Consider the following 21490-nt stretch of genomic DNA (forward strand, 5'->3'; position numbering starts at 1 on the left):
TCCCGACCGCGCCAGCGGAAGTGCCGTGGGGGAACGGCCATCATCCCTTCCTACAAACAGGGACCATGCCTAGCGGCATGGCCCGCTCCACTTAAGAAGAAAGGCCAGGCCCGATTTCGGGCCTGGCCTTTTTTTGAATCTCGTCTTTCTCCCGTTTGTAGAAACGTCTTTGCGTTGTTCCCTCTCCCCGACCCTCTCCCGCCGTCGAGGCGGGAGAGGGAGAGCTCTGAAAGAAGAAAATCGGGGGGACGGGCGGGCTCCTGTCAAAGGAGTCGGCGGGCCCATTGGAGGGCCTGCGCGGGGGTGGTCACTTCTCCGGTGGATTGGGCTTCGCGGATCTCGGCCAGGAGACGGCCGACGTCGGGGCCGGGCTTCAATTTGAGGGATTTCATGAGCTGATTCCCATCGATGATTTTGGGGGGTTCCACGGCTTCAGGTTTCAAGAAAAAATTGGACAGCATCTTTCGGATCGTGCGGAAGACCGGGTCTTTCCGGGCGCGGCGGGCGCGGGTGGATAGATAGGTGAAGTGGTCGCCCAAAGAAACGATCAAAAGGCCCACGGCGTCGCCCTCCAAATCCCGGTAGAAACGATAGATCGCCCGGTCGGTTAAAACCGGCGTGTGGCCGAGGTTCCCCGGGCGCATGTGGGCGCCCACTTGGCGGGAAAGGGAACGAGACTCGTTCGACGAAAGACGCAGGCGAGAAGCGATTTTGGCCACCAGGCGCGCCCCCACGGCGTCGTGGCCGTAAAAATGGAGTTTCCCCTTTTCTCTTTTCGCGGTGGCGGGCTTGCCGATGTCGTGGAAGAGTTCGACCAACTTCAAATGGGCGAACCGGGGGTGGCCGCCGACAGTCTCGCGCAGGTGTTTCGACAACGCCCCGTGAAAAGAAGGGAACTGGAGCGGCAGTTCTTCCAGCAATTTTTCCAGAGACCCCACGGCCGCCAGGGAATGCGCCAGCACCCCCCCCGTCCCGTAATAGGCCCGGCCCGTCCGGCGCATGGGTTCCAACTCCGGAAAGAGAACGACCAAGAGACCGGCACGGTCCATGTCGGCAAGAGTGGTCGCGGCTCGGGGCGTGGCGAGGAGGCGGAGCAGTTCCTCCCGCACCCGTTCGGGCGCGCTTCGGGAAAGTTTTCGACGATGGAGCCGGATGTCCCGTACGGTTTCCGGCGTGAGGCCAAACCCCAGCTCCGCCGAAAATCGGTAGGCCCGCAAAAGCCGAAGGGGTTCTTCCCGAAACGCTTGGGGACACCCGCCGCAAGCGGCGCGCCGCCAGGTCCGGAACCCCGCCGGTGGGGTCCAGCAGGTTCGCGCGCCAACGGGCGGTTCCCCACAGAGAGGCGGGAAGGGCCAGGGCGTTAACGGTGAAGTCCCTCCGGCGGAGATCGGCCTCCAGGGTCGGCCCCTGGAGCCGCGCGAAATCGAAATGGCCGTTTTCCTGGGGAGATGGAAGGTGTCTCTTTAGCCCTCTGAAACGATTTTCCCTCTCCTCTTGGGAGAGGGCAGGGTGAGGGATTCTATTTCCCAACGAAAAGATGGCACATCCCTCATCCGCCCCTTCGGGGCACCTTCTCCCAAGAGAAGAAGGAAGTTCTTTGTGATCCGTCGATAACTTCGGAGGTCTAAAGAGATTCGCCGAAAGAGATACCCGGTAGGTGCCCCGCTCCTTGTCCAAAGGAAAAAAGGATCGGCCCGGGGCCCGGGCGAAACGCTTGGCCAGGGCGCCGGCGTCTCCGTCCACCACCACGTCCACGTCGGCGGTGGGCCGGCCCAGCAGGGCGTCGCGCAAAAACCCGCCCACCAGCCAAACGTTGCCGCCGGACAGCGCGGCGATCTCGCGAATGAAAGGGGTCATGGTCGTCTCCGTTTGGACTGGGCTTCATTCCGCAACTCTTTTTTCAACACTTTTCCCATGGCGTTCTTGGGAAGTTCCGCGCGAATCTCGATCCCGTTGGGCGTCTTGTAGGGCGCCAGGCGCGCGCGGCAATGGGCCAAGAGCGTCAGGGGCGCGTCGGTCCGCCCCTCTTTTAAAACGACGAAAGCCCGGATCGCCTCGTCCCCGGTGTCGTCCGGAACGCCGACGACGGCGGCCTCGGCCACGGCGGGATGGCCCTCCAACACATGCTCGATCTCCTGGGGGTAAACGTTTAATCCTTTGACGAGGATTAAATCCTTTTTTCGGTCCACGATGGACAGATACCCCTCCGCATCGAACCGCCCCAGGTCGCCGGATTTCAGCCACCCGTCCCGGGTGAAACTGGCGCGGGACTCTTCCGAACGTTTGTAGTAACCGGCCATCACGTTCGCGCCGCGCACGCACACTTCGCCCACTTGGCCTGTGGGAAGGGAGCGTTCCTCTTCGTCCACCAGTTTGACTTCCACGCCGGGAATCGGCAGGCCCACGGTGCCGGGTTTACGCGCCTTGTGCAAGGGGTTGACCGTCACCACCGGGGCCGCTTCCGTTAGGCCGTAGCCCTCCAGCAAAGGGATATGGAACGCCTTCTCGAAATCCTTGTGCACCGCCACCGGCAGGGCGGCCGCGCCGGAAATCGCCACCCGCACCGGGTTTACCACGCGCAGGGCCAACGCTTTTAAGCCCCGAACCTTTTGCGTGAGCGCGGCAAAGATCGGAGGGACCGCGCAGAACACGGTGACGTGGTGTTCCCAAATGGCTTTCAGCACAGGATCGAAGGGGAGGAGTGACTCCATGATGACGATGGAAGACCCGAGCCGGATCGGGAGCAAAACGTTCACCGTCCAGGAAAATGAATGAAACATGGGAAGGAGACAGAGGAACCGGTCCTTCTCCCCCACCTCGATGGCCTGGCGGCAGGACTCCACGTTGGCCATGAAGTTGCCGTGGGTCAGCATGACGCCCTTGGGAAGCCCCGTGGTCCCCGCCGTGTAAATCAGGAGCGCCAGCGCATCGGACATCAGGGACGGATCGCCCGCGGTTCGGGTCGCGGGTTCCAGCAAACGGTCGAAGGAAAGGGCGTCGCTCCCGCCGTCCTTTAGAAAAACGTGTTTCAGGGAAGGACAGTGCGTCTGCGCCTCCTGAACCGTTTTCAGGAATTCCCGGGAGGTGAGACATCCCTTCACCCCGGCGTCCGCGAAAATATAGCCGACCCGGTCTCCCCGTTCCAGGAAATTCACGGGGACCGCCACGGCCCCCAGCCGCGCCAGGGCGAAGAAGAGCACGACGAATTCCGGCGAGTTCCGAAGGAGGATTCCAAAGGTATCCCCCCGGCCGATCCCGAGTTTGGAAAGCCCAGCGGCACAGCGCTCCACCCTTTCTTCCAGATGCAGGTAGGTCCACACCTGACCGCGGTAATGGAACACCACGGCCTCGGGCACCCGGCGCGCGGTGTCGGCCAGCAGGGTGTGGAGGGTTCGTTGATCTCTCATCGGAGGAGGGATGGAACGGCGTCCAAAAGCGTCTTCGTCGCCGGGCTGGAGGGGCGGGTCAACACGGTCTCCGTCCCGCCGGCCTCCACGGACCGGCCCCGTTCCAAAATCAAGATCTGATCGGTCATTTGGCGCACCACGGTGAGGTCGTGACTGATCAAGATCAAAGACAATTGCCACCGTTCACGAAGGTCGGCCAACAAATTCAATATCTGGGCTTGAACCGACAAATCCAAGGCGGACACGGGCTCGTCCGCGATCAATAGTTTGGGCCCCACCGCCAGAGCTCGGGCGATGGCCACCCTCTGTTTTTGCCCGCCGGAAAACTGGTGGGGGTAATAGAACCGCGCGTCGGAAGGCAGTCCCACCTCGGCCAAGGCCCCCTCCACCAAAGACCCCGCCCTCCCGCGCCCCACCCGTCGGCCCAGGGCTTCTTCCAACAGGGTTCCCACGGAAAGTTTGGGGTTGAGCGAAGCCGAGGGATCTTGGAACACCATTTGGACCCGGCCCGCCCACTCCGACCGGGAAAAATCGTTTTGGGGACGTCCCTCCCAAAAAACCTGTCCGGCGCTGGGCGCCAAAAAACCCGCCAAGACACGCGCCAAGGTCGTCTTTCCGGAACCGGATTCCCCCACGAGCCCCAAAGATTCACCGGCGTTCAGGGACAGAGACACCCCGTCCAAGGCCCGAACGTCCCCCCGTCGGGTTTGGAAAACGCCGCCCCTCACGGGGTAAACCTTTCCGAGACCCTGTGTTTGCAGAAGAGGCGTCATAAGAACCAACCCAGACGGCGGGCCGCAACGTTTTTTCTAACTCCCCGAGGTTCAATCATCCCGGAAATAATATGAAATTCGTAACTACTCAGATCCCTCACCCTGCCCTCTCCCAAGAGGAAAGGGAAAGTCCATGTTTTCCTTCCCCTCTTGGGGGAAGGTGGCCCGAAGGCGACGCCGCTAGGTGTCGTCCCCGTTTGCCTCGCGGCTACGCGAGGTCCCTGTTGGTAGGAAGGGATAGGAGGGGAGCCGGATGAGGGTGGTGAGCCGTTTCTGAAATTCCCCAAAGAAATCCGGTCAAAAAATCGGCGATGGTCGGGTGATGAAGTCAATACAAATGGCAGGAGACGCGGACCGCTGGGTCTTTTGAGACCCGCAAACGGGGGTCTTGGGCGGCGCAGGGGGCGAAAATCGACGGACAACGGGGATGAAAGGGGCACCCCGACGGGAGGGCGCGGGGGTCCGGCGGTTGGCCAGGCAGGGCCGGCAGGCGCCGCTCGGACCGGGAGAGGCGCGGCAGGGACTTCAACAGGCCTTGGGTGTAGGGGTGGGCCGGGGTTCCCAGCACCGTCGCCGTGGGTCCGATTTCAACGATTTCTCCCGCGTAGAGGATGGCCAGCCGATCCGTTCGTTCGGACAACAACCCGACGTTGTGAGTGACCAGCAAAAGCGCCATTTTCAATTCCCGCCGCAATTCGTCCAACAGGTTCAGGATTTCCCGTTGCACCGTCACGTCCAAAGCGGTGGTGGGTTCGTCGGCGATCAGCAATTTCGGGTTCCCCGCGATGGCGATGGCAAGGCAGATCCGCTGGCGTTGGCCGCCGGAGAGTTGGTGGGGATAGGCCCCGTAAAGACCCGCTGGATCGGGAAGTCGAACCTGGTCGAAAAGGGACAGAACTCGGGCCCGGTTTCGCCCGCCGGCATGAAACTCCAGCACCTCTTCCACTTGGTCCCCCACGGTCAGAACCGGATTCAAGGCGGAAAAGGGATCTTGGAAAACGATGCCCACGGGCCCGCCGCGGAGCGCGCGCAGGTCCCGATTCGAGAGAGAGAGGATTTCCCGGTCCTCCCACGCGAGCTGGGCGGCGGCGATCCCCGCCGTTTCCGGGAGCAGGCGGAGGACCGCCAGGGCCAGCGTGGATTTACCCGACCCCGATTCCCCCGCCAGGCCCAGGGATTCGCCCGGTTCCAAGGAGAGCGAAACGTTTCGCAGAGCGGGAACCCGTTTTCCGGACCGGAGATAATCCACCCGGAGATCCCGAATGGAGAGCAGGCTCACCCGTTCCCCCGGGGGTCCAGAACGTCGCGCAATCCTTCGCCCAACAGGTTCAACGCCAACACCGTGACCAGGATGGCCAGGCCGGGGAACACCGACAGCCACCAGGCCACGTGGAGGTAATCTTTCCCGCTGGTCAGGATGTTGCCCCAGGAAGCCATGGGGGGTTGCACGCCGAGCCCCAAAGGAAAGGGCCGACTCGGTTAAAATCGCTCCGCCGACCCCCAGCGTCGCCGACACTAAAATGGGCGCCACCAGGTTCGGCAGTAAGTGGACGAAGAGAATTCTCGGTGTGGAGAGGCCCAACCCGCGGGCCGCCAAAATGAAATCCCGTTCCCGAAGGCTGAGCGTTTCCCCCCGCACCAGCCGCGCCAACCCCGGCCAGGAGGTGAACCCGATCACGGCCATGACGTTCCAGAGGCTCGGTTCCAAGAACGCGATCACCATGAGGATCAAAAAGATCGTGGGAAAGCAAAGCACGATGTCCACCAGCCGCATGAGAACCACGTCCACCACCCCGCCGAAAAACCCCGCCAACAAGCCCACCAGGGTTCCCAACGTCACGGAGATGGCCACCGCCAACAGGCCCACGCGAAGCGACACGCGTCCGCCGTGGAGCAAGCGGGAAAAAACGTCCCGCCCCAAGTCATCCGTGCCGAGAAGATGGCGGGACGACGGCGGTTGCAAGCGCTCCGTGAGCCGTTGTTGGTCGGGTTCGGCCCGAGCCAGGAGCGGCGCGCACAACGCCGAGAAACCGATCAAAAAGAGGAGGGCGCCCCCGGCCAAGGCCAGCCGGTTGGAGAAAAAGCGGTCCGCGTAGAGTCGCCACATCAGCTTTTCCCCGCCAAGCGGATGCGCGGATCGGCCGCGGCGTAGGCCAGGTCGGCCAGGAAGTTCCCCGCCAGCGTGAGAAACGCCGCGATGGTCCCGACCCCATCACCACCGGAAAATCCCGCGCCATGATGGCATCGAACCCCAACCGTCCCATGCCGGGGAAGGCGAAAATGGTCTCGAAAATAAAACCCCCGCCGATCAGGTCCGGCAGGGACAGACCCAAAATCGTGATCACCGGGATCAGTGCGTTCCGAAGGGCATGCCGCCCGATCACCCGGGATTCCGGGAGGCCCTTCGAGCGGGCCGTCCGAATGTAATCCTGGCGGATCACCTCCAACAAACCGTTCCGCACGAACCGAGAAAGCCCTGCCAAACCCGTAAAGGCGGATATAAAGACCGGAAGAATTAAATGTCGCCCGGTATCCGCCCAATTAGCGGCGAAGGACAGTTCGTCCGAGTTCAAGGAGTGCAGGCCCGAAACGGGCAACCAAGCCAGCTGGACGCCGAACAAGAGCATGAGCAGGAGCGCCAACCAAAACGTCGGAACCGAAAAACCAATAAAGACGAAGACCGACACCGCCCGATCCCAAAACGTGTTCTGCTTCACGGCGGCCAGAATGCCCAAGGGCACCGCCAGGGCGAAGATGAACCCCAAAGACAAAAAATTCAAAAGGAGCGTGTTCGGCAGGCGTTCCCCGATTTTTTCCAAGACAGGCCGGTCGTCCTTGAACGAACGTCCGAAATCCAATCGAGCCAGCCTTTTCAACCAGCGGCCATATTGCACGTACCAGGGTTTGTCCAGGTCGTAGAGAGCGATGAACTTTTTCCGCTGTTCGTGGGCCGACACCCGGGCGCTGAGGTCCGTCATGCCGCCGGTCAGCCCGCCCGGGGCCATGCGCATGACGACAGAGGTCATAACCGTGATCCCGATCAAAACCACCAGGGTTAAGGAAAGCCGCCGAAGGAGGTAGGCGCCCATGGGTCAGGAGGCCAAGCGGTAGCGTTGGAGCGATTTGGGCACAAACCATTCCCGGAAATTCCAACCGATGCCGGCCGGAGCCAGAAGAACGTTATGGAAACGTTTGTGCACAGTGGGCAAGGCCTCGGGGTAATAGAGAAAAATGTAGGGGAGGTCCTCGGCCAGCATTCGATGGAGCCGGTGATAAATGAGTCGACGCCGGGCCGGGTCGAACGTCCGCCTCCCCTCTTCCCACAAGCGGTCCGCGGCGGGGTTTTGATACCCGACGAAATTATAACGTCCTTCCCCCCGCTGGCTGGAATGCCAGATCAGGTATTGGTCCGGGTCCCGGCCCAGACTCCAGCCCAGGAGGATGGAATCAAAATTCCCCTTGTCGACGAAATCGTGGATGAAGGAGGACCACTCCAAAACCCGCACCTCCATTTTAACGCCGATCCGCGCCAGGTGGGCTTGCATAATGACGGCGGTTTGTTCCCGCAATTTATTGCCCTGGTTCGTGATGACGGTAAAAGCGAAAGGTTTTCCGCCTTTATCCAACACGCCGTCCCCGTCGGTGTCCCGCCAGCCCGCTTCGGCCAGGAGGGTTTTCGCCCGAACGGGATCGCAAGGCCATTCGGGGACGGTGGGATCGTAGGCCCACGAAGAAGGCGGGAAAGGTCCCGTGGCCGACCGGCCATACCCCAAAAGAACCCCGTCGATGATTTCCCGTTTGTCGAGGGCCAGGGCCAAGGCCCGCCGAACCCTCAGGTCTTTGAACAGAGGCCGCTGGAGGTTGAACCCGAAGAAGGTGTAACTGAAGGAGGGATAACGAAACTTTTGGTGGTTCTGGAAAAAAGAGTCGTAGGCGATGTACTGGTCCGGCCGGAGGCCCATGGAATCGATGGATTGGTTCCGAAGTTCCAAAAACTGAACCGAACTGTCCGGGATCACCCGGATCACCACGCGGTCGATGTTCGGGCGGCCTTCGAAATAGTCCGCGTTGGCGACCAACACCGCCTTTTCATCGGTTTTTAACTCCTGAAACCTGTAAGGGCCTGTCCCGATGGGGGCCCGATGGGCGGGATGGGTATTGAAATCGCCTTTCTCAAAAACATGTTTGGGGATGAGGCCCATGCCCCAGGATTCCAGGGCCGGGGCGAAGGGCTCTTTGTAGAGAACCCGCACGGTGTGGGGGTCCACGGCCGTCACCGACTGGACCCCGGCGAAATCGGAGCCGTAGGGCGTGAGGACCTTGGGGTCGATAAGTCGTTGGTAGGTGAACACCACGTCGTCGGCGGTGAACGGAACGCCGTCGTGCCAGCGCACGTTCTTCCGCAGGCGGAAAAGGATTTCCAGCCCGTTTTGGCGGACCGTCCACGATTCCGCCAAATCCCCCACTAATTTCAAATCCCGGTCGTATTTGACGAGACCGTTGAAGAGATACCCGTTGACGGTTCCCGAGGCGGAGTCCGAGGCCAAGAGCGGGTTAAGGCGGGAGGGGTCCCCCAGGGAGGCTTCCACATAGGTGTCGCCTGTGACGGGGCCAAGGTCGGCGGGGACAAGAGCGGGCTCCGGGATGGGATCCCGGCCGCAGGCGGCGACAAACAGAGGAACCGCTAAAACAACCCGGGAAAACCAAGCCAACGGGGCGGCCGTCCCATTCGCCGCATGGAAGCCCACAGGGCGCTCCCCTCTCACGGGGTTCTCTTTGGCAATGGGAGCGTTGGGGGAATCGAGTGTTTCAGTCGAATCAAGCCCCTCTCCCGCCAGCGGGAGAGGGAACCCGCTTCAAAAAACCCGATCAAGGGACGGGCGGGACGGGACCGGTGGAAATCACGCGAACGGTGACGGAAGGCTGGGCGACGGTGTCGCGGGCGATCCGGTTGATTTCGTCGGCCGTCACCCGGGATACGTCGGAGGGATAGACGGCATCGTAGGCCCAGCCTTTTCCCAACAACTCCCACCAGCCCAAATACCAGGCCAAACGCCCGTTGGTCTGGTGGTCCATCAGGTAATGGCCCCGAATATAATTCTTCGCGTCTTCCAAGTCCTGAGGGGAGGGAGGCCGGGAAACGAAGTCCGACAGCACGGCCCGAACTTTTTCTTCCGCCAGCCCAAGGTTTTTAGGGTCCATCCCGGCGTAGATCACGAAGGAACTCTTCCCGCGGCGCGAGGGATAAAAAGAAGCCACCTCATAGGCCAAGGATCCCTCCTCCCGCACCGACTGAAACAGCGGGGAACTCATGCCACCGCCCAGGAGCGCGTTCATGAGTTTCATGGCGGGATATCGAGCGTCGTCCGTGGACGGAGCTGGAAATCCCAGCATCAAAAAGGATTGCTCGAACACTTTTTTCTCCTCCACCACCCGGGCGTCGGAAGGGAAAACGATGGGGGGCGGCAACCCGGCCGCCGTCCCAGTGGACGTCCAGGCCCGGGCCAAGCCCTCGATCCGCCGCGTCAGCGCGGCCGCGGGAACGTTCCCCACGGTCACGAGAACCGCCCCTCGGGGAAGGACCCTGGCCCGGTGCCAAGCCACCAGATCTTCGCGGGACAATCGGGCCACGCTCGCTTCCGTCCCATCGTCCGGACGGCCGTAAGGGTGGTCCCCGAAAAGTTCCTTCCGAAACCGCTCCTCGGCGACGTTAAAGATGTGTTCGTCGTTCGTGCGGAGGGCGTTCAATAGCGCGGCCCGTTCCTTTTCCACCTCGGGTTCGGGGAAGGACGGGTGGAGGAGAACGTCTTGGAAAAGGTCGAAGGTTTTTTCCCACTTGTCCGTCGTCGATTGGCCCCCGGCCGAGAGGGCGTCGGGTTGGGCGTCGAAACCAAAGGAAGCGCCGAGCCGTTCCATTTCCTGGGCGAGGACCAGGGCGCTCCGGCTATCGGTGCCTTTCACCTGGGCCGCCGTCATGAGGTGCGTCAGGCCCGCCTGTTCCATGGACTCTTGAATCACCCCGCCGGGAATGAACAGCTGAAAGGCGAAGATGCGGTTGTGGGCCACCGGGCGATGGATCCATTTCAAGCCGTTCGGAAACTCCCGAACGGTCGGGGCGGCGGCGCGGGCGGAGGAAAGGACGGCAGTCATCAGAAGGGCTCCTAAAATATTTCGTGAACGCATCGGGTTCCGCTCAACGCCCGGCAGGTTCCGCCGGCGTGACGATCACTCCCGCGAGGGTGCGCCCCACGGTGTATTGGGAGAGAAGTTTGGCCAGGTCTTCGCCCTTCACCGCGTCCAATTGTTTCAGGTACCCCGTCACCATGTCGGGGGCCCCGAGCGCGGTGTAGAATCCCCACTGGGACGCCTGTCCGTGATAGGTCTCCTGGGAGAAGAGCCAGGAACTCCGGAGTTGGGCTTTGGCGCGGGCGACTTCCTCGGGTTTGAACCCGTTGAACTCCACGTCGTTGAAAAGGAAATAGATGTCGTTGGGGAGGGACCGAACCTTCTCCGGGGGGCACTCGGCGAACACGCCGAAGGCGCCGGACCCGGACTGCGTGATGAAGCTCGCGCTCACGGTCCAGACCTGGCGTTTTTCTTCTCGGAGCGTTTGATAAAGGCGGGAGCTTTGACCGCCGCCCAAGGTCGCGGCCAGGACGTCCATGGACACCTGGTTCGGATCTTTGAGCGTGGGCCCGACGAACCCGATGGCCAGATAAGCCTGTTTGGCCGAGCGGCGGACCCAACGAATGTCGTTGTTTTCCGCCGGGGGCTCGATCAGGTTGGGCGCGGGCGGAAGCGCGGCGCGCGGCAAGGAGCCGAAGACCTCCTTGATTTTCTTTTCCACCGCTTTCCTCTTGACGTCGCCGACCACCACGACCACCATGTTGTTGGGAACGTAATAAAGCCGATGCTGTTCCACCATAAGGGACCGCGGCATGTCGGTGATGGTCTGAACCGAGCCGATCACCCGTTGGCGGTAGGGCGTCTTGGTGTAGAGGGCTTCGAGAAATCCGTCCCAGAGATCCGATTGGGGATCGTCGTTCCGCCGTTTAATTTCCTCCAGGATGACCTTGCGTTCTTTTTCGAACTCCGCCGGAGGGAACGCGGGTTTGAGCACGGACTGGGACAAGACCTCGAAGGCCTTCTCCCATTTGTCCGACGGCATATCGATGTGGTAATGCGTGGTTTCGCCGCCCGTCGCCGCGTTGATGGACCCCCCGTTCGATTCCACGATCTTCGAAATTTCGTTCGCCGAGATCTGGTCGGTCCCCTTGAAGATCATGTGTTCCAAGAAATGGGACACCCCCGACGTGGGGCCGGCCTCGTTGACGCCGCCGCAACGCACCCAGATTTGCAGGGACACCACCGGGGAGGCGTGATCCTCCACGACCACGGTTCGAAGGCCGTTGGGAAGAGTCTTCAAGGGGCTGGCGGCGTGAGCGCGCGCAGAGGCGATGGCCATGGGAAGGAGGGCGATCAGGGCAAGTCGAGCGGGGCGCACGCGCTCAGATCGCCGTGGTGACGAGGGTTTCCGTCGAGCTCACGCCCGGGACCGCGCGGATCATTTCGACCACGATGTGGGTCATGGAGGGAAGGTCTTCCGCCTCGATGTCCACCACCAGGTCCCAGCGGCCGTAAACAGCCGACACATGGGCAACGCCCTTGGTCTCTTTGATTTGTTTCAAAGTCGTTTTTTCCCGCCCCGCGTTCAACCGCACCAAAACCAAGCCCGTCACCATAAGTGCCTCCTAAGCGGATCCAGAAGTGCCGCCGTCAAAAAGACGGCGGAAAACCAATATCGCCCACCACCACCCGGCCCACGAACGCCCGGGCCCCGGGGAGAATCAAGCCCCGCTTGGGCCGCGCGAGGGTGACCGTGACCGCCGCCCGTACGGCCTCGCCCACAGGGCGTCCCCGGTCGGCGTCCAAACCCGAGGGAACATCCACCGACAAAATCCGTCGACCGGAAGCGTTCAGCCAAGCGATCATCGCCCGGTAGGGTTCCTCCAACGGCGGGCGAAGGCCCGTTCCCAGGAGAGCATCGACAAAACATCGCGACCCGCGGGTGAATCTTAGCAACTTTTCAGACCCGGAATAAACTGCCCAGTCGAGCCCCATGCGAGGAATCCCCGGCCAGAGCGCCGCGGCTTCAGGTTTGAAACGGTTCGTCGGGAGAGCCAAAACCACCCGCACCCGGCGGCCGGCCTTGGCCAGCCAACGCGACGCCACCAAACCATCCCCTCCGTTGTTGCCCGGCCCGCAAAAAACGGTCACGGGCCCGGGCCCAAGCCGCCAGGTTTCTTGGGCCACGGCCCGACCGGCATTTTCCATCAACGCCTGGGGAGAAATTCCAAATTCCGATGACGCCCGCCGATCCAACGCCCGCATTCGGGCCGAAGACACGGTCCCGCGTTGGGGAGAGCGCGTCACTCGGCCGGGGGAGGGGTGGCGCGCGCTTTTAAAAGATCCCGCGCGCCCAAATAGGCGTCCAGGATTCCGTATCCCCAAATGGCCAGGATCAAATACCAGAAGGTGTTGATGAACCCGCCTTCTCTTCCAGGACCGTCTCCACCATCCCGCGTACCTGTTCCGGAGAAACCTCCAGGCTCGCCGGAAGGAGCGCCGACAGAGAAACGGACATGGTTATCATGAACCCAAAAATGACGAGGAAGAAAAGGACCATCAAAATGACGCCCTTCACCTTTTCCTTGTTGTACAGTTGGCCCGCGCCGGGAGACACCAGCGCGGACAGCAGAACCGGGTAAAGAATTTCTTTCATAGGGTTTAACCTCGCCGCTTATTATAGGATTTTGTGGGCCGCCGGACCGCTTTCCGGGCCGCCCCGCTTAGGAACTTTCGGGCGGCCAGAAACGGTTGCGGCTCCCGCCCGCCCCGCAGGGACGCCAGCAAAATTTCCAGCCCCGACATCAGGTCCATGCGGTGCCCAACGGAAAGGAAGAGGGGCGCCTCGTAAGGCCGGGTGCGAACCACCAGCCCCACCGGCGATCCGCCTTCCTTGATAAAAACGTGCCCGCCCTCCAGCCCGGGCGGCGGATCCTCCCATTCGCCGAAATCGCAGACCGAAGAAACCCCGAAAGACGGCAGGTCCCAGCGAAGTCCGAGATGACAGGCGAGCCCGAACCCCCGACGATGGGCGACCCCGTCGCCCTCCACCATCAACGCGTCCGGCCGGACCGTCAAACGCCCCAGCGCCGCCTCGATCACGGGAACCAAGCGAAAACTTTCCAGCCCCGGAACAAACGGCATCAGAACCGAGGTCTCCACTTTCCCCCGGGCCCGTTTCAGCACGTCCAGAGTTGAAACCCGGAATACCACCGCCGCGGCCCGAAGGCGCCCGGGCTCCACCACCACGGCCGCGACAGTGCGGATCTCCCGCCAGTCCTTAAAAGCGGGCCGCCGATCCAACCGGGCCGCCAGGTCGGATTGAAGTCCTTCCGCCTGATCGAGGGACAAATTCCAAGAATGGTCCACGGAGGGTTTCACGCGTCCATTTTCTCTCATTCCCAAGACCGAGGCAAGCGGACGCCCCCCCTTGCGGGAAGGCGTTCCTGGGATTACACTGAAACGAGGGCATCCCATGACCGACACCAACGGGCTCGTTCGACGGCACGACCAGTACCAGTTCGAAGTCAAGCTGGCCTATGACCTTCATCCCCAGCATAAACGGGAATGTTACCGGGTGGACTCCTATTTTTTCATCCCGGAAAATCTCGACGTCAACGAATCCACCTACTCCAAAGACCAGTTTTACCGGGATCTTCTCCTCTACATCCGATTTCGCACCCCCGACTTCACCTTGAGCGCCCTCACCGACCTGAGCTCCGAACGTTCCCCCCTGATCGGCGTCGCGACCATCCTGGCGGCCTGCCGGGAGTTTCCCACGGGCGAGAAGGGGCACGCCTTGGACTACGAAATGAGACTGCTGGGGTGCGTATTCAAGAATTCCCTGCGCCTTCAAACCCGGGCCGTCGAAACGCTCCTCGACCCTTCCCTCACCGCACCGTCTCCGGAAGCCCTGGCCCAGGCCGAAGCCCTCCTCGGGGAATTCCTGGTCGAGGCCCCGCGGGTGTGTTCCCGCTTTCGGGAATTGCGGACGGCCTTTCAAAACCCTCTCCTGCCGAAGGGCCTGGCCGCCACCTACGCTTTTACCGATGAGCACATCAGCCTGTTGGTGGAGGAAAGCGCCCACGAAATTCTCCAGCGGATCCAAGACAGGACCGAGAGATCCTTCCGCCGGATGGCGTCGGAGCTGGCGATGCTCATCCAAAATGAAATGGCCCACCGTCGCCAATCGGGGTATCCCTCCCTGGGGGACGAAGGCCAGGAAAATGAAACCTTCATCTTTCGGCTCAGCGTGTTGAAAAAGTTCATCGGAAGCGCTTTGCATCTCACCGTCCGGATGCGGCAGGAGGGGCGCGGTCTGGAACATGTGCTGTTGGCCATGGGGGCGGGCCTGGCGATGCTTTTCGCCACGACGGTCGCGTTTTATTACCAACGCCTCTACGGAACCCTCTCCTTCGGCTTTTTCATCAGTTTGATCGTGGTCTACATGTTCAAAGATCGAATGAAGGCGCTTTCCCAAGCCCGCCTTCAGCACTGGCTGGCGAAAAACGTCTACGACCAATCCACCGCGATTTTCGATCCGCTCACCCAGGACAAAATCGGAATTTGCCGGGAAGCCGTGGGGTTCGTGCCGGAGAAACGAGTCGACCCCCTGGCCATGAACCTGCGCAACCGGGACCACATCACGGAAATCGAAAACACCTGGCGGGCGGAAAAGGTGATCCACTACACGAAGGAAATCACGCTCTTTTCGAACCGGTTCTTAAAAGTCCACAAGCGTAAGACAGGGATCACCGACATCCTGCGTTTTAACCTGCGAAGCTTCCTCTCCAAGATGGACGAACCGGTGAAGGACTTGTTCGTTTTGAAAGACGGGAAAAGCGTCCAGATTCCGGGGGCCCGGGTGTACCACGTCAACGTCGTCCTGCGCTTCACCTCGGAAACCGAAACCCGCTACGAGCGCATCCGCCTGGTCTTGAACCGCGACGGCATCAAACGAATCGAACCCGTCGCCGTGGAACGCGCCCCCGGCCGGGAGTCGTTCTACCCCTCCCCCCTGAGACCGGCGTAAACCCGCGCCCCCAACGCCCAGACGGCCAGGAGCGCGGAGACGAAAGGTCCCGTCGGAAAATCCCATCGGAAGGACAGCGCAAAGCCCAGCGTGGTCAAGACAGGCGTGGCCGCCAACACCCAGAGCCAGAGTCCCCGCACCCGTCGCGCCAGCAGGAACGCCGCCGCGGCCGGGAGGATGAGAAACGCGAAAGCGAGCAAAACCCCCGCGATGTGGATCGTGAGCGTCATGGCAGCGGCGAAGAGAACTTGAAAAAAGAAGTTCCATGGCCCCACCCGCAGACCGGCCACCTCCGCCGCCCCCGGATCCACCGACAACCAGCGCCAGCGGTATTGGAAGAGCGCCACCAAAACCGCCACGACGGCAAAGAGGACCGACGCTTCGACGACTTCCCTCCCGGTCAGGGTCAATATATTGCCGAAGAAGATCCCCAAAGTTTCCGACTCCCCGCGCGGCGATTTGGACAACACCAACACCGCCGCCGCGGCTCCGACGACGTAAAGGCACGCCACCCAGGAATCCGCCGGCGTGCGCCGGCTCCGCGAAAGCCAGGCGACCCACACCATGCCGACCACCGCGAAGGTCCACGCCATGGCCTCCGCCCCCCAATGCCAACCGAGGCTCGCGCCGATGACGGTGCCCAACGCCGACGCCTGGGACGCCGCCAAACCCGAAAAGGCGGTTCGGCGGGCCGTCATGAACACGCCGAGCAGGGCCAACGCCGTCCCGGCCAAAACGGCGGCCGACAACGCGATCCGCATGAAGGGAAGCGCCAGAAAATTCATCGGGTCCCCCGCGCGGGCATCACGAACCGCTGGCCGTCCCGTTCCATATGAACAAACGGCACCCCATACACCGTCTCCAAACGATTGGTTTCCACGATTTCCTTGGGGGTCGTGTCGATCACACGGCCGGAATGGAACAGCAAGATCCGTTGGCAAAAGTTGAGCGGCAAATGGAGCGTGTGGCTCACAAGAAACACCGTGAGCCCGCTCCGGGCCAGATCCTCGATCAGACCCATGAGGTCCCGCTCGGCCACCACATCCAACCCCTTGGTGGGTTCGTCCAACAAAATGACGTCGGGCGACTGGGCCACGGCCTGGGCGATGATGGCCCGTTGGCGTTGACCGCCGGAACCCTCCCGAAGCAGGCGATCCGCGATCGAGGCCACGCCGGTGCGTTCCATCGCCTTTTCCACCGCCGCCCTTTCCTCCGGAATCAGGCGGCCGAAAAGCCGCCGCGAGCGGAGAGGGAGCTCCACCGTCTCCCGGATGGTTTGGGGCCACAGGAGGTTCAGTTCCTCGGCCTGGGGCACATAAGAAAAACGCCGGTCCGGGCGGCGATCCACGCGGCCTTGGAGCGGTTTCAAAAGCCCCAAGGCGGAGCGGAGAAACGTCGTCTTCCCGCACCCGTTGGGCCCCACCATCCCCACCGCCTCTCCCTCCTGAAAAGACAGAGAGAGGCCCCGGAGAATCGGCGACCCGCGGTATCCCAGGTCGGCGTTTTCAAAAACGAGGAGATCCTTCATGGGACCGAGAGGACCTTCACGATCCCGTTCACATTGGAATCCATGGTCGACAAATAATCCGTCGCTTCCGGCACCGCTTCCGGCGCCATGGCGAAAACCACCACCGTCGCCCCCGTGTCCCGGGCGATGGAATCGGGGGTGCGTTTCTCGAAGTAAGGCTGGGTCAGGATCAGCCGGGTTTTCTTGGCTTTCATAGCGGCCTCCAGTTCCGCCGTGTGCCCCCCCGAGGGCGGGATGCCGGGTTTTGGTTCGATTTCTCCCACGGACACCAGCCCGAACCGTTTGGCGAAATAAGGCAGGTTCTTGTGGTAGCTGATGAATGTCGCTCCGGCATAGGGGGCCAGGGACGCCGTCCAGGTTTTCATTTTATCGTCCAGTTTTTTTTCGAAGGCCGCCGCGTTGGCTTTAAACGTGGACGCATCGGCGGGCCGAAGCGACGACAACTTCTCGGCGATCCCCCGCGCCACCATCCGGGCATTCTCCGGATCGGTGAGAAAATGGGGATTGCCGCCCGGGTGAATGTCGCCCTCCGCCCGGGTGGGGTTCGTCGGGACGTCCAGGGGCGCGACGAACTGGGAAACGTCGATGAACCCGGCCCCGCCGGTCTGAATACGGGGGTTCCGGGCGCTTTGGATTAAAAGCGGCGCCCAGCCCACCTCCAGATCCAGCCCCGTCTGGACGAAAACATCCGCGTCCATAAGCTTAACAATGAGGGACGGCTTCGCCTCCACGAAGTGCGGGTCCTGAAACCCTCGGGCCAGGCTTTCAACCTTGACTTGATCGCCGCCCACCTGACGGACCAAATCGGCCAAGTCCGGCGTGGTGGCGAACACTTTGAGCGGCCCCGTGGCCCGCGCTTGCCCCAGCCCGACCACCAAACCAACCAAAGCCACCCAAACCCACTGTAAAATTCGTTTCATAAGGTATCCTCCGTTATTCGTGTCATGCGCCTTTAGAACGGGTGCCCCCCATGGGGTCCCAGCACGAACGTCCATTGAAGAAACCCCAAATTCTCCTTTTCGTGTCCCGGGTTTTCCCGACGCTCGTATTGCAAACGGAACCGGTTGAACTCCGTCAATGTGAAGGTCGCGTAGGGGGCCAGGGCGCGGGAGATGTGGGGAGTGTTGTCGTCCCGAACGGCGGGATCCTCGGCGTAATCTCCCCGGATCCCGAAGCGCCAGCGTTTGACGGGCTGGAATTCGGCGTAGGAGTAAGCGCCGCGGCGGTGGACACGGGCGGCCGGTTCATCGATGGACCCGTCGACGGGGTTCGTGACTTGAACCAGATCCTGATCCGTATAGTGGCCCTCGGTCCTCCAGATAAAAGAACGGTAGACGCCTTGGCTGAGCGGTTTCCAGCGAAGGGTAAAGTCCATTGCCGCGAAGCGTTGCCGATCGAATTCTTCCGTGGCGGTGGCCTTCGGCTGGTGGACCGCCGCCGAAAGCCCCAGGTCGATATTGGCGGTGTCCGTGAGGTCTTTATAGGCCCGAAGTTTGGCCGTCTGCGCGAAGTTCCCGAGCTGGTGGGACGGGTTGGAACTTTCCCCCGGAACGGAAATTTCAACGGGATTCCCGCTCCCCTGGTCGATCACCGTGATGGTGTGGGACCGGGGCTCGGCCGCGGTTCCCAGATCTTGAAGAACCGCGAAAGTCGCCTCGGTGTAGAGACCCCCGAAGGGAAAAACGCGGCTCAATTCAAAACCCGTGCTGTTGATTCCCCCTTCTCCGTAAAATTTTTCCAACACGAGCGGAGCGTCCACTTGGGCATACTCATGGGGGTGCACCCTATTGAGCTTCCCGTAATCCGCGCGGAATTTACCGCCCCGGGCCTGGAGACCCCAGGGAAGAGAAAGGAGGGTCACATAGGCTTCCTCCAACTCCGGCGACCCGCCCTGGTCGTTCAGTCCCCCGATGAAAAGATCGGCCCGGGCGTAGGGGTCCACGTCCGCCTGAACACCGAACTCCACTTCGCGCACATGGAACCCGTCCTCCTTCTGGTTTTCCGTTCCGGATCGACCCACGAAGTCTCCGATGACGCTGATTTTCGGGTTCATGGCGGCGGCGCTGGTGCCCGCGGCGAAGAGAGAAGCGGTGAAAAGAAAACCGCAGAAAGAAATGATAATGCGTTTGATAAATAACATGAGGGTCCTCCGTTATCAAGAAAAAGTCGCTACCCTCGAGAGGGGAGCGGCGCCAACCGTTTAACGAACGAAGGAAAAGGGTGGAGCTCGACCGAAGGGATGGAGGAGGGGATTCGAGGGAAGAGGAGCGGGATTGTGTTTCCAAAAAAGCTCAGCGGTACAACGGGGAGCGGAGGCCACCGGACTGGGAACCAACGCCCCCCCCGCGGCCGCCCCGGAACGTAGACAAACAGAACAATCTTCGTGGGGGGCGAACAGCCCCCCGTCATGGGCGCTGTGGCGGTGGAAGACCTGGAGCCCCATGGCTCCCAGCAGGCCCCCGGCCAGCCACAGCGCCCGCGCGGTTCTCATCATGAAACGTTTTCCAGTGGACTCCTTACTTCACCCGGACGATGGTCACTTTCTTCATGGACAGGGTCTGGGTGGGGCGGTCACCTCCATCGCGCGGCGCGGTGGAGATCGCGTCCGCCACCGATTGGCCTTCCACCACTTCGCCGAAGATCGAGTGGTGATCGTTCAACCAGGGCGTGGGCGCCACGGTGATGAAAAACTGGGACCCGTTGGTGGCCGGACCGGAGTTCGCCATGGCCAAGATCCCTTTTTTGCTGAACCGCAGGGACGGGTCAAACTCGTCGTCGAATTGGTATCCCGGACCGCCGATGCCTTTGCCCAGGGGATCGCCCGTCTGAATCATGAAATCCGGGATCACGCGGTGAAAAATAATCCCGTCGTAGAAAGGGCGTTTGGTTTTGGCGCCCGTTTTTGGGTCCGAAAACTCCTTGGTTCCTTCCGCCAACCCGACGAAGTTCGCCACCGTCTTCGGCGCCTTGTCCGGAAACAACTTGCAAACGATGGTGCCCAATTCCGTATCGATCACGGCGTACGTCCCTGCTTGTTTCTTCCAACCGTCAGCGGCCATAAGCGCTCCTGTCATCAGAATCATCGCCGCGGCGGCGATGGGGATTATTCGTTTCATGGGGATTTCCTCTTTTTGGCATCTTTTTGTGAATGAATGTAACGAACCAACGATTTAATCTGTGACGAACTCAAAGGGCCGCCGTGGGCATGGCCAAAAGCCGGCATGGACGTTCCGGCCACCCCGTCGGTGATGGACGTTCGCAGAGCGGCCGTCGGCCGGCCCGACAAATCATCCGCGGCGGAGGCAATGAGGCGGCCCCCCCGCCGATGATTTTCGTGGCACATGGCGCAACTGGCCATGTAAAGATTTTCCCCTTTCTTTCCCTCCGAGGAGCGGGCGTGACAAGTGCTGCAACTTCCTTCAAAAAGATTCTGGGGTCCCGTCACTTCGGGATGGCCGGACGGCGTCACCCGTCCGGAGATGGTTAAGAAGTTCATGGGATGGTCCGGATCGTTGGTCCGGACGCGAACCTGTTTCAGCGTATCGCCCATCTTGCCGCGGGAATCAAAGGTGACTTGGATCTGGGCGGTGCGTCCCGGCTCCACGAGGGAATTGTCCGAGACGGCCGCCGTGCATCCGCAGGTGGTTTGCACGGACTCGATTTTGAGCGGTTCGTTGCCCACATTTTTAAAAGGATACGAATAAGACACCGTGGACCCCTGGGGAAGGACCCCGAAATCAAAGGAAGTTTTCTCAAACTCCGCTTTCGGGCGAGCCCAGAGGGACACCGGCAAAATGAAAAGAAGAAGAAATGCGCGTTTCATAACCTTGTAAGTTTACCAAATCATAAAATCAATTAACTTCAAATTGGTGGCGTGGCGCGCCTTTGAAGGTTCAGCCAGGAGCCGCTAGGGGGTCCGGATTCGGTTCGCCAAAGAGGGAGCGATTCGTCGAAATTGACCTATATTCCAGGTGAGAATGGATTTGGCCTTGGTTTGTTCAGCCGCTTTCAAGATGAGAGCATCGTAAATCATCCCCCCCGTCCAATGGGTGCCTACAGCGCGGTGAAGCGTGTCGGTATACGCCCTTTCGTCCAGAACGATCACGGTCAACCGTTTTTTAATTTCTTCAATAAAAAGGAATGCATCAGCGGGGGTCACCACGGGGCGCACAGGAAGGCGTGTCAAGACGGCGTAAACTTCGGCCAGGGAATGAGCGGCGCAGGCGCCTGTTGATTTTGAAACCGAGACAAAGGCCTTAAGACTGGCCTCATGGTGGGGATGATCCCCCCAAAAGGTCGCCACCAGGACGGAGGTATCAAAAAAACGATTCAAGATTCGGCAGTTCCCAACCGTTCGTTACGGACCCCATCCACAAGATCAGGAATCGACTCATTGGTTTTTTTTCCGGACCGATAGACCCAAACCCCCTGTTCTTTGCATAAAGGGGTCGAAGCAGGGGGGAAACGAAGGGTGATACAATCTCCGGAGCTTTCTAATTCCAAACGATCTCCGGCGTGCAAACGGAGTTTGTCTCGAATAGGCTTCGGCAAGACGATGCGTCCCGCTCGGTCCATGGGGATCGTTTTTGTCATGAACCCATTTTACAATGGTATTTACCATTTG

Annotated in this window: 21 protein-coding genes and 3 pseudogenes; 1 reads left to right on the forward strand and 23 read right to left on the reverse strand. The window is 61.2% G+C overall.

Annotation, left to right across the window (positions count from 1 at the left end):
- Positions 1-263: 263 nt before the first annotated feature.
- The 14 genes and pseudogenes from IPP35_03335 to IPP35_03400 all read right to left on the reverse strand — a co-directional run bounded on the left by IPP35_03335 (position 264) and on the right by IPP35_03400 (position 13687).
- Entirely contained in the window at positions 264-1217 is a 954-nt protein-coding gene (locus IPP35_03335) for an HD domain-containing protein (GenBank protein ID MBL0058146.1), read from the reverse strand.
- A 40-nt stretch (positions 1218-1257) separates the two neighbouring features.
- Positions 1258-1857 (reverse strand): annotated as a pseudogene (locus IPP35_03340) (hypothetical protein).
- Positions 1854-3407 (reverse strand): long-chain-fatty-acid--CoA ligase, encoded by a 1554-nt coding sequence (locus IPP35_03345; GenBank protein MBL0058147.1) that lies wholly within the window; start codon positions 3405-3407, stop codon positions 1854-1856. The pseudogene IPP35_03340 and the gene IPP35_03345 overlap by 4 nt, the downstream one beginning before the upstream one ends.
- Positions 3404-4180: an ABC transporter ATP-binding protein gene (locus IPP35_03350; GenBank protein MBL0058148.1), complete on the reverse strand. Its 777-nt coding sequence runs from the start codon at positions 4178-4180 to the stop codon at positions 3404-3406. Before IPP35_03350 ends, IPP35_03345 begins: the two co-directional genes overlap by 4 nt.
- A gap of 328 nt (positions 4181-4508) precedes the next feature.
- Positions 4509-5459: an ABC transporter ATP-binding protein gene (locus tag IPP35_03355; protein ID MBL0058149.1), complete on the reverse strand. Its 951-nt coding sequence runs from the start codon at positions 5457-5459 to the stop codon at positions 4509-4511.
- Positions 5456-6287 (reverse strand): annotated as a pseudogene (locus tag IPP35_03360) (ABC transporter permease). Before IPP35_03360 ends, IPP35_03355 begins: the two are co-directional and overlap by 4 nt.
- A pseudogene (locus IPP35_03365) lies at positions 6287-7269 on the reverse strand (ABC transporter permease). The pseudogenes IPP35_03360 and IPP35_03365 overlap by 1 nt, the downstream one beginning before the upstream one ends.
- 3 nt (positions 7270-7272) lie before the next feature.
- Entirely contained in the window at positions 7273-8892 is a 1620-nt protein-coding gene (locus IPP35_03370; GenBank protein MBL0058150.1) for a peptide-binding protein, read from the reverse strand.
- Between the two features lie 157 nt (positions 8893-9049).
- Positions 9050-10330, reverse strand: coding sequence for an insulinase family protein (locus IPP35_03375; protein ID MBL0058151.1), 1281 nt, complete (start codon positions 10328-10330; stop codon positions 9050-9052).
- A 43-nt stretch (positions 10331-10373) separates the two neighbouring features.
- Positions 10374-11684 carry an insulinase family protein gene (locus IPP35_03380; GenBank protein ID MBL0058152.1) on the reverse strand — a complete coding sequence of 437 codons (1311 nt, stop codon included), beginning with the start codon at positions 11682-11684 and terminating at the stop codon, positions 10374-10376.
- Positions 11685-11688: 4 nt separating this feature from the next.
- Complete coding sequence (locus IPP35_03385; GenBank protein MBL0058153.1) at positions 11689-11922, reverse strand: Lrp/AsnC ligand binding domain-containing protein; 234 nt, start codon at positions 11920-11922, stop codon at positions 11689-11691.
- 34 nt (positions 11923-11956) lie between these two features.
- Positions 11957-12586 carry an NAD(P)H-hydrate epimerase gene (locus IPP35_03390; protein ID MBL0058154.1) on the reverse strand — a complete coding sequence of 210 codons (630 nt, stop codon included), beginning with the start codon at positions 12584-12586 and terminating at the stop codon, positions 11957-11959.
- Between the two features lie 115 nt (positions 12587-12701).
- On the reverse strand, positions 12702-12962 hold the full coding sequence (locus IPP35_03395; protein MBL0058155.1) for a hypothetical protein: 261 nt from the start codon (positions 12960-12962) through the stop codon (positions 12702-12704).
- Positions 12963-12967: 5 nt separating this feature from the next.
- Positions 12968-13687 (reverse strand): endonuclease V, encoded by a 720-nt coding sequence (locus tag IPP35_03400; GenBank protein MBL0058156.1) that lies wholly within the window; start codon positions 13685-13687, stop codon positions 12968-12970.
- A 94-nt stretch (positions 13688-13781) separates the two neighbouring features.
- On the opposite strand from IPP35_03400, the gene IPP35_03405 reads away from it, so the two are divergent.
- On the forward strand, positions 13782-15338 hold the full coding sequence (locus IPP35_03405) for a hypothetical protein (protein ID MBL0058157.1): 1557 nt from the start codon (positions 13782-13784) through the stop codon (positions 15336-15338).
- Here the strand turns inward: IPP35_03405 and IPP35_03410 are convergent.
- From IPP35_03410 to IPP35_03450, 9 genes are all read right to left on the reverse strand, one after another.
- A complete protein-coding gene (locus tag IPP35_03410) occupies positions 15311-16123 on the reverse strand; it encodes a metal ABC transporter permease (protein MBL0058158.1) in 813 nt (270 codons plus the stop codon). The two genes, IPP35_03405 and IPP35_03410, sit on opposite strands and share 28 nt — an antisense overlap.
- Complete coding sequence (locus IPP35_03415) at positions 16120-16866, reverse strand: metal ABC transporter ATP-binding protein (protein MBL0058159.1); 747 nt, start codon at positions 16864-16866, stop codon at positions 16120-16122. The genes IPP35_03410 and IPP35_03415 overlap by 4 nt, the downstream gene beginning before the upstream one ends.
- Positions 16863-17786, reverse strand: coding sequence for a zinc ABC transporter substrate-binding protein (locus IPP35_03420; protein MBL0058160.1), 924 nt, complete (start codon positions 17784-17786; stop codon positions 16863-16865). The genes IPP35_03415 and IPP35_03420 overlap by 4 nt, the downstream gene beginning before the upstream one ends.
- 32 nt (positions 17787-17818) lie before the next feature.
- A complete protein-coding gene (locus IPP35_03425) occupies positions 17819-19006 on the reverse strand; it encodes a hypothetical protein (GenBank protein MBL0058161.1) in 1188 nt (395 codons plus the stop codon).
- A gap of 60 nt (positions 19007-19066) precedes the next feature.
- The gene (locus tag IPP35_03430) at positions 19067-19360 is read right to left on the reverse strand and encodes a hypothetical protein (GenBank protein MBL0058162.1); all 294 of its coding nucleotides are present in this window, start codon (positions 19358-19360) and stop codon (positions 19067-19069) included.
- A 22-nt stretch (positions 19361-19382) separates the two neighbouring features.
- Positions 19383-19982, reverse strand: coding sequence for a peptidylprolyl isomerase (locus IPP35_03435; protein ID MBL0058163.1), 600 nt, complete (start codon positions 19980-19982; stop codon positions 19383-19385).
- Positions 19979-20689 (reverse strand): DUF1573 domain-containing protein, encoded by a 711-nt coding sequence (locus IPP35_03440; GenBank protein ID MBL0058164.1) that lies wholly within the window; start codon positions 20687-20689, stop codon positions 19979-19981. The genes IPP35_03435 and IPP35_03440 overlap by 4 nt, the downstream gene beginning before the upstream one ends.
- 84 nt (positions 20690-20773) lie before the next feature.
- Complete coding sequence (locus IPP35_03445; GenBank protein MBL0058165.1) at positions 20774-21199, reverse strand: PIN domain-containing protein; 426 nt, start codon at positions 21197-21199, stop codon at positions 20774-20776.
- The gene (locus IPP35_03450; protein MBL0058166.1) at positions 21196-21459 is read right to left on the reverse strand and encodes an AbrB/MazE/SpoVT family DNA-binding domain-containing protein; all 264 of its coding nucleotides are present in this window, start codon (positions 21457-21459) and stop codon (positions 21196-21198) included. The genes IPP35_03445 and IPP35_03450 overlap by 4 nt, the downstream gene beginning before the upstream one ends.
- Positions 21460-21490 lie beyond the last annotated feature (31 nt).

The sequence above is a fragment of the Elusimicrobiota bacterium genome, assembly GCA_016721625.1.
Lineage (GTDB): Bacteria > Elusimicrobiota > Elusimicrobia > FEN-1173 > FEN-1173 > JADKHR01.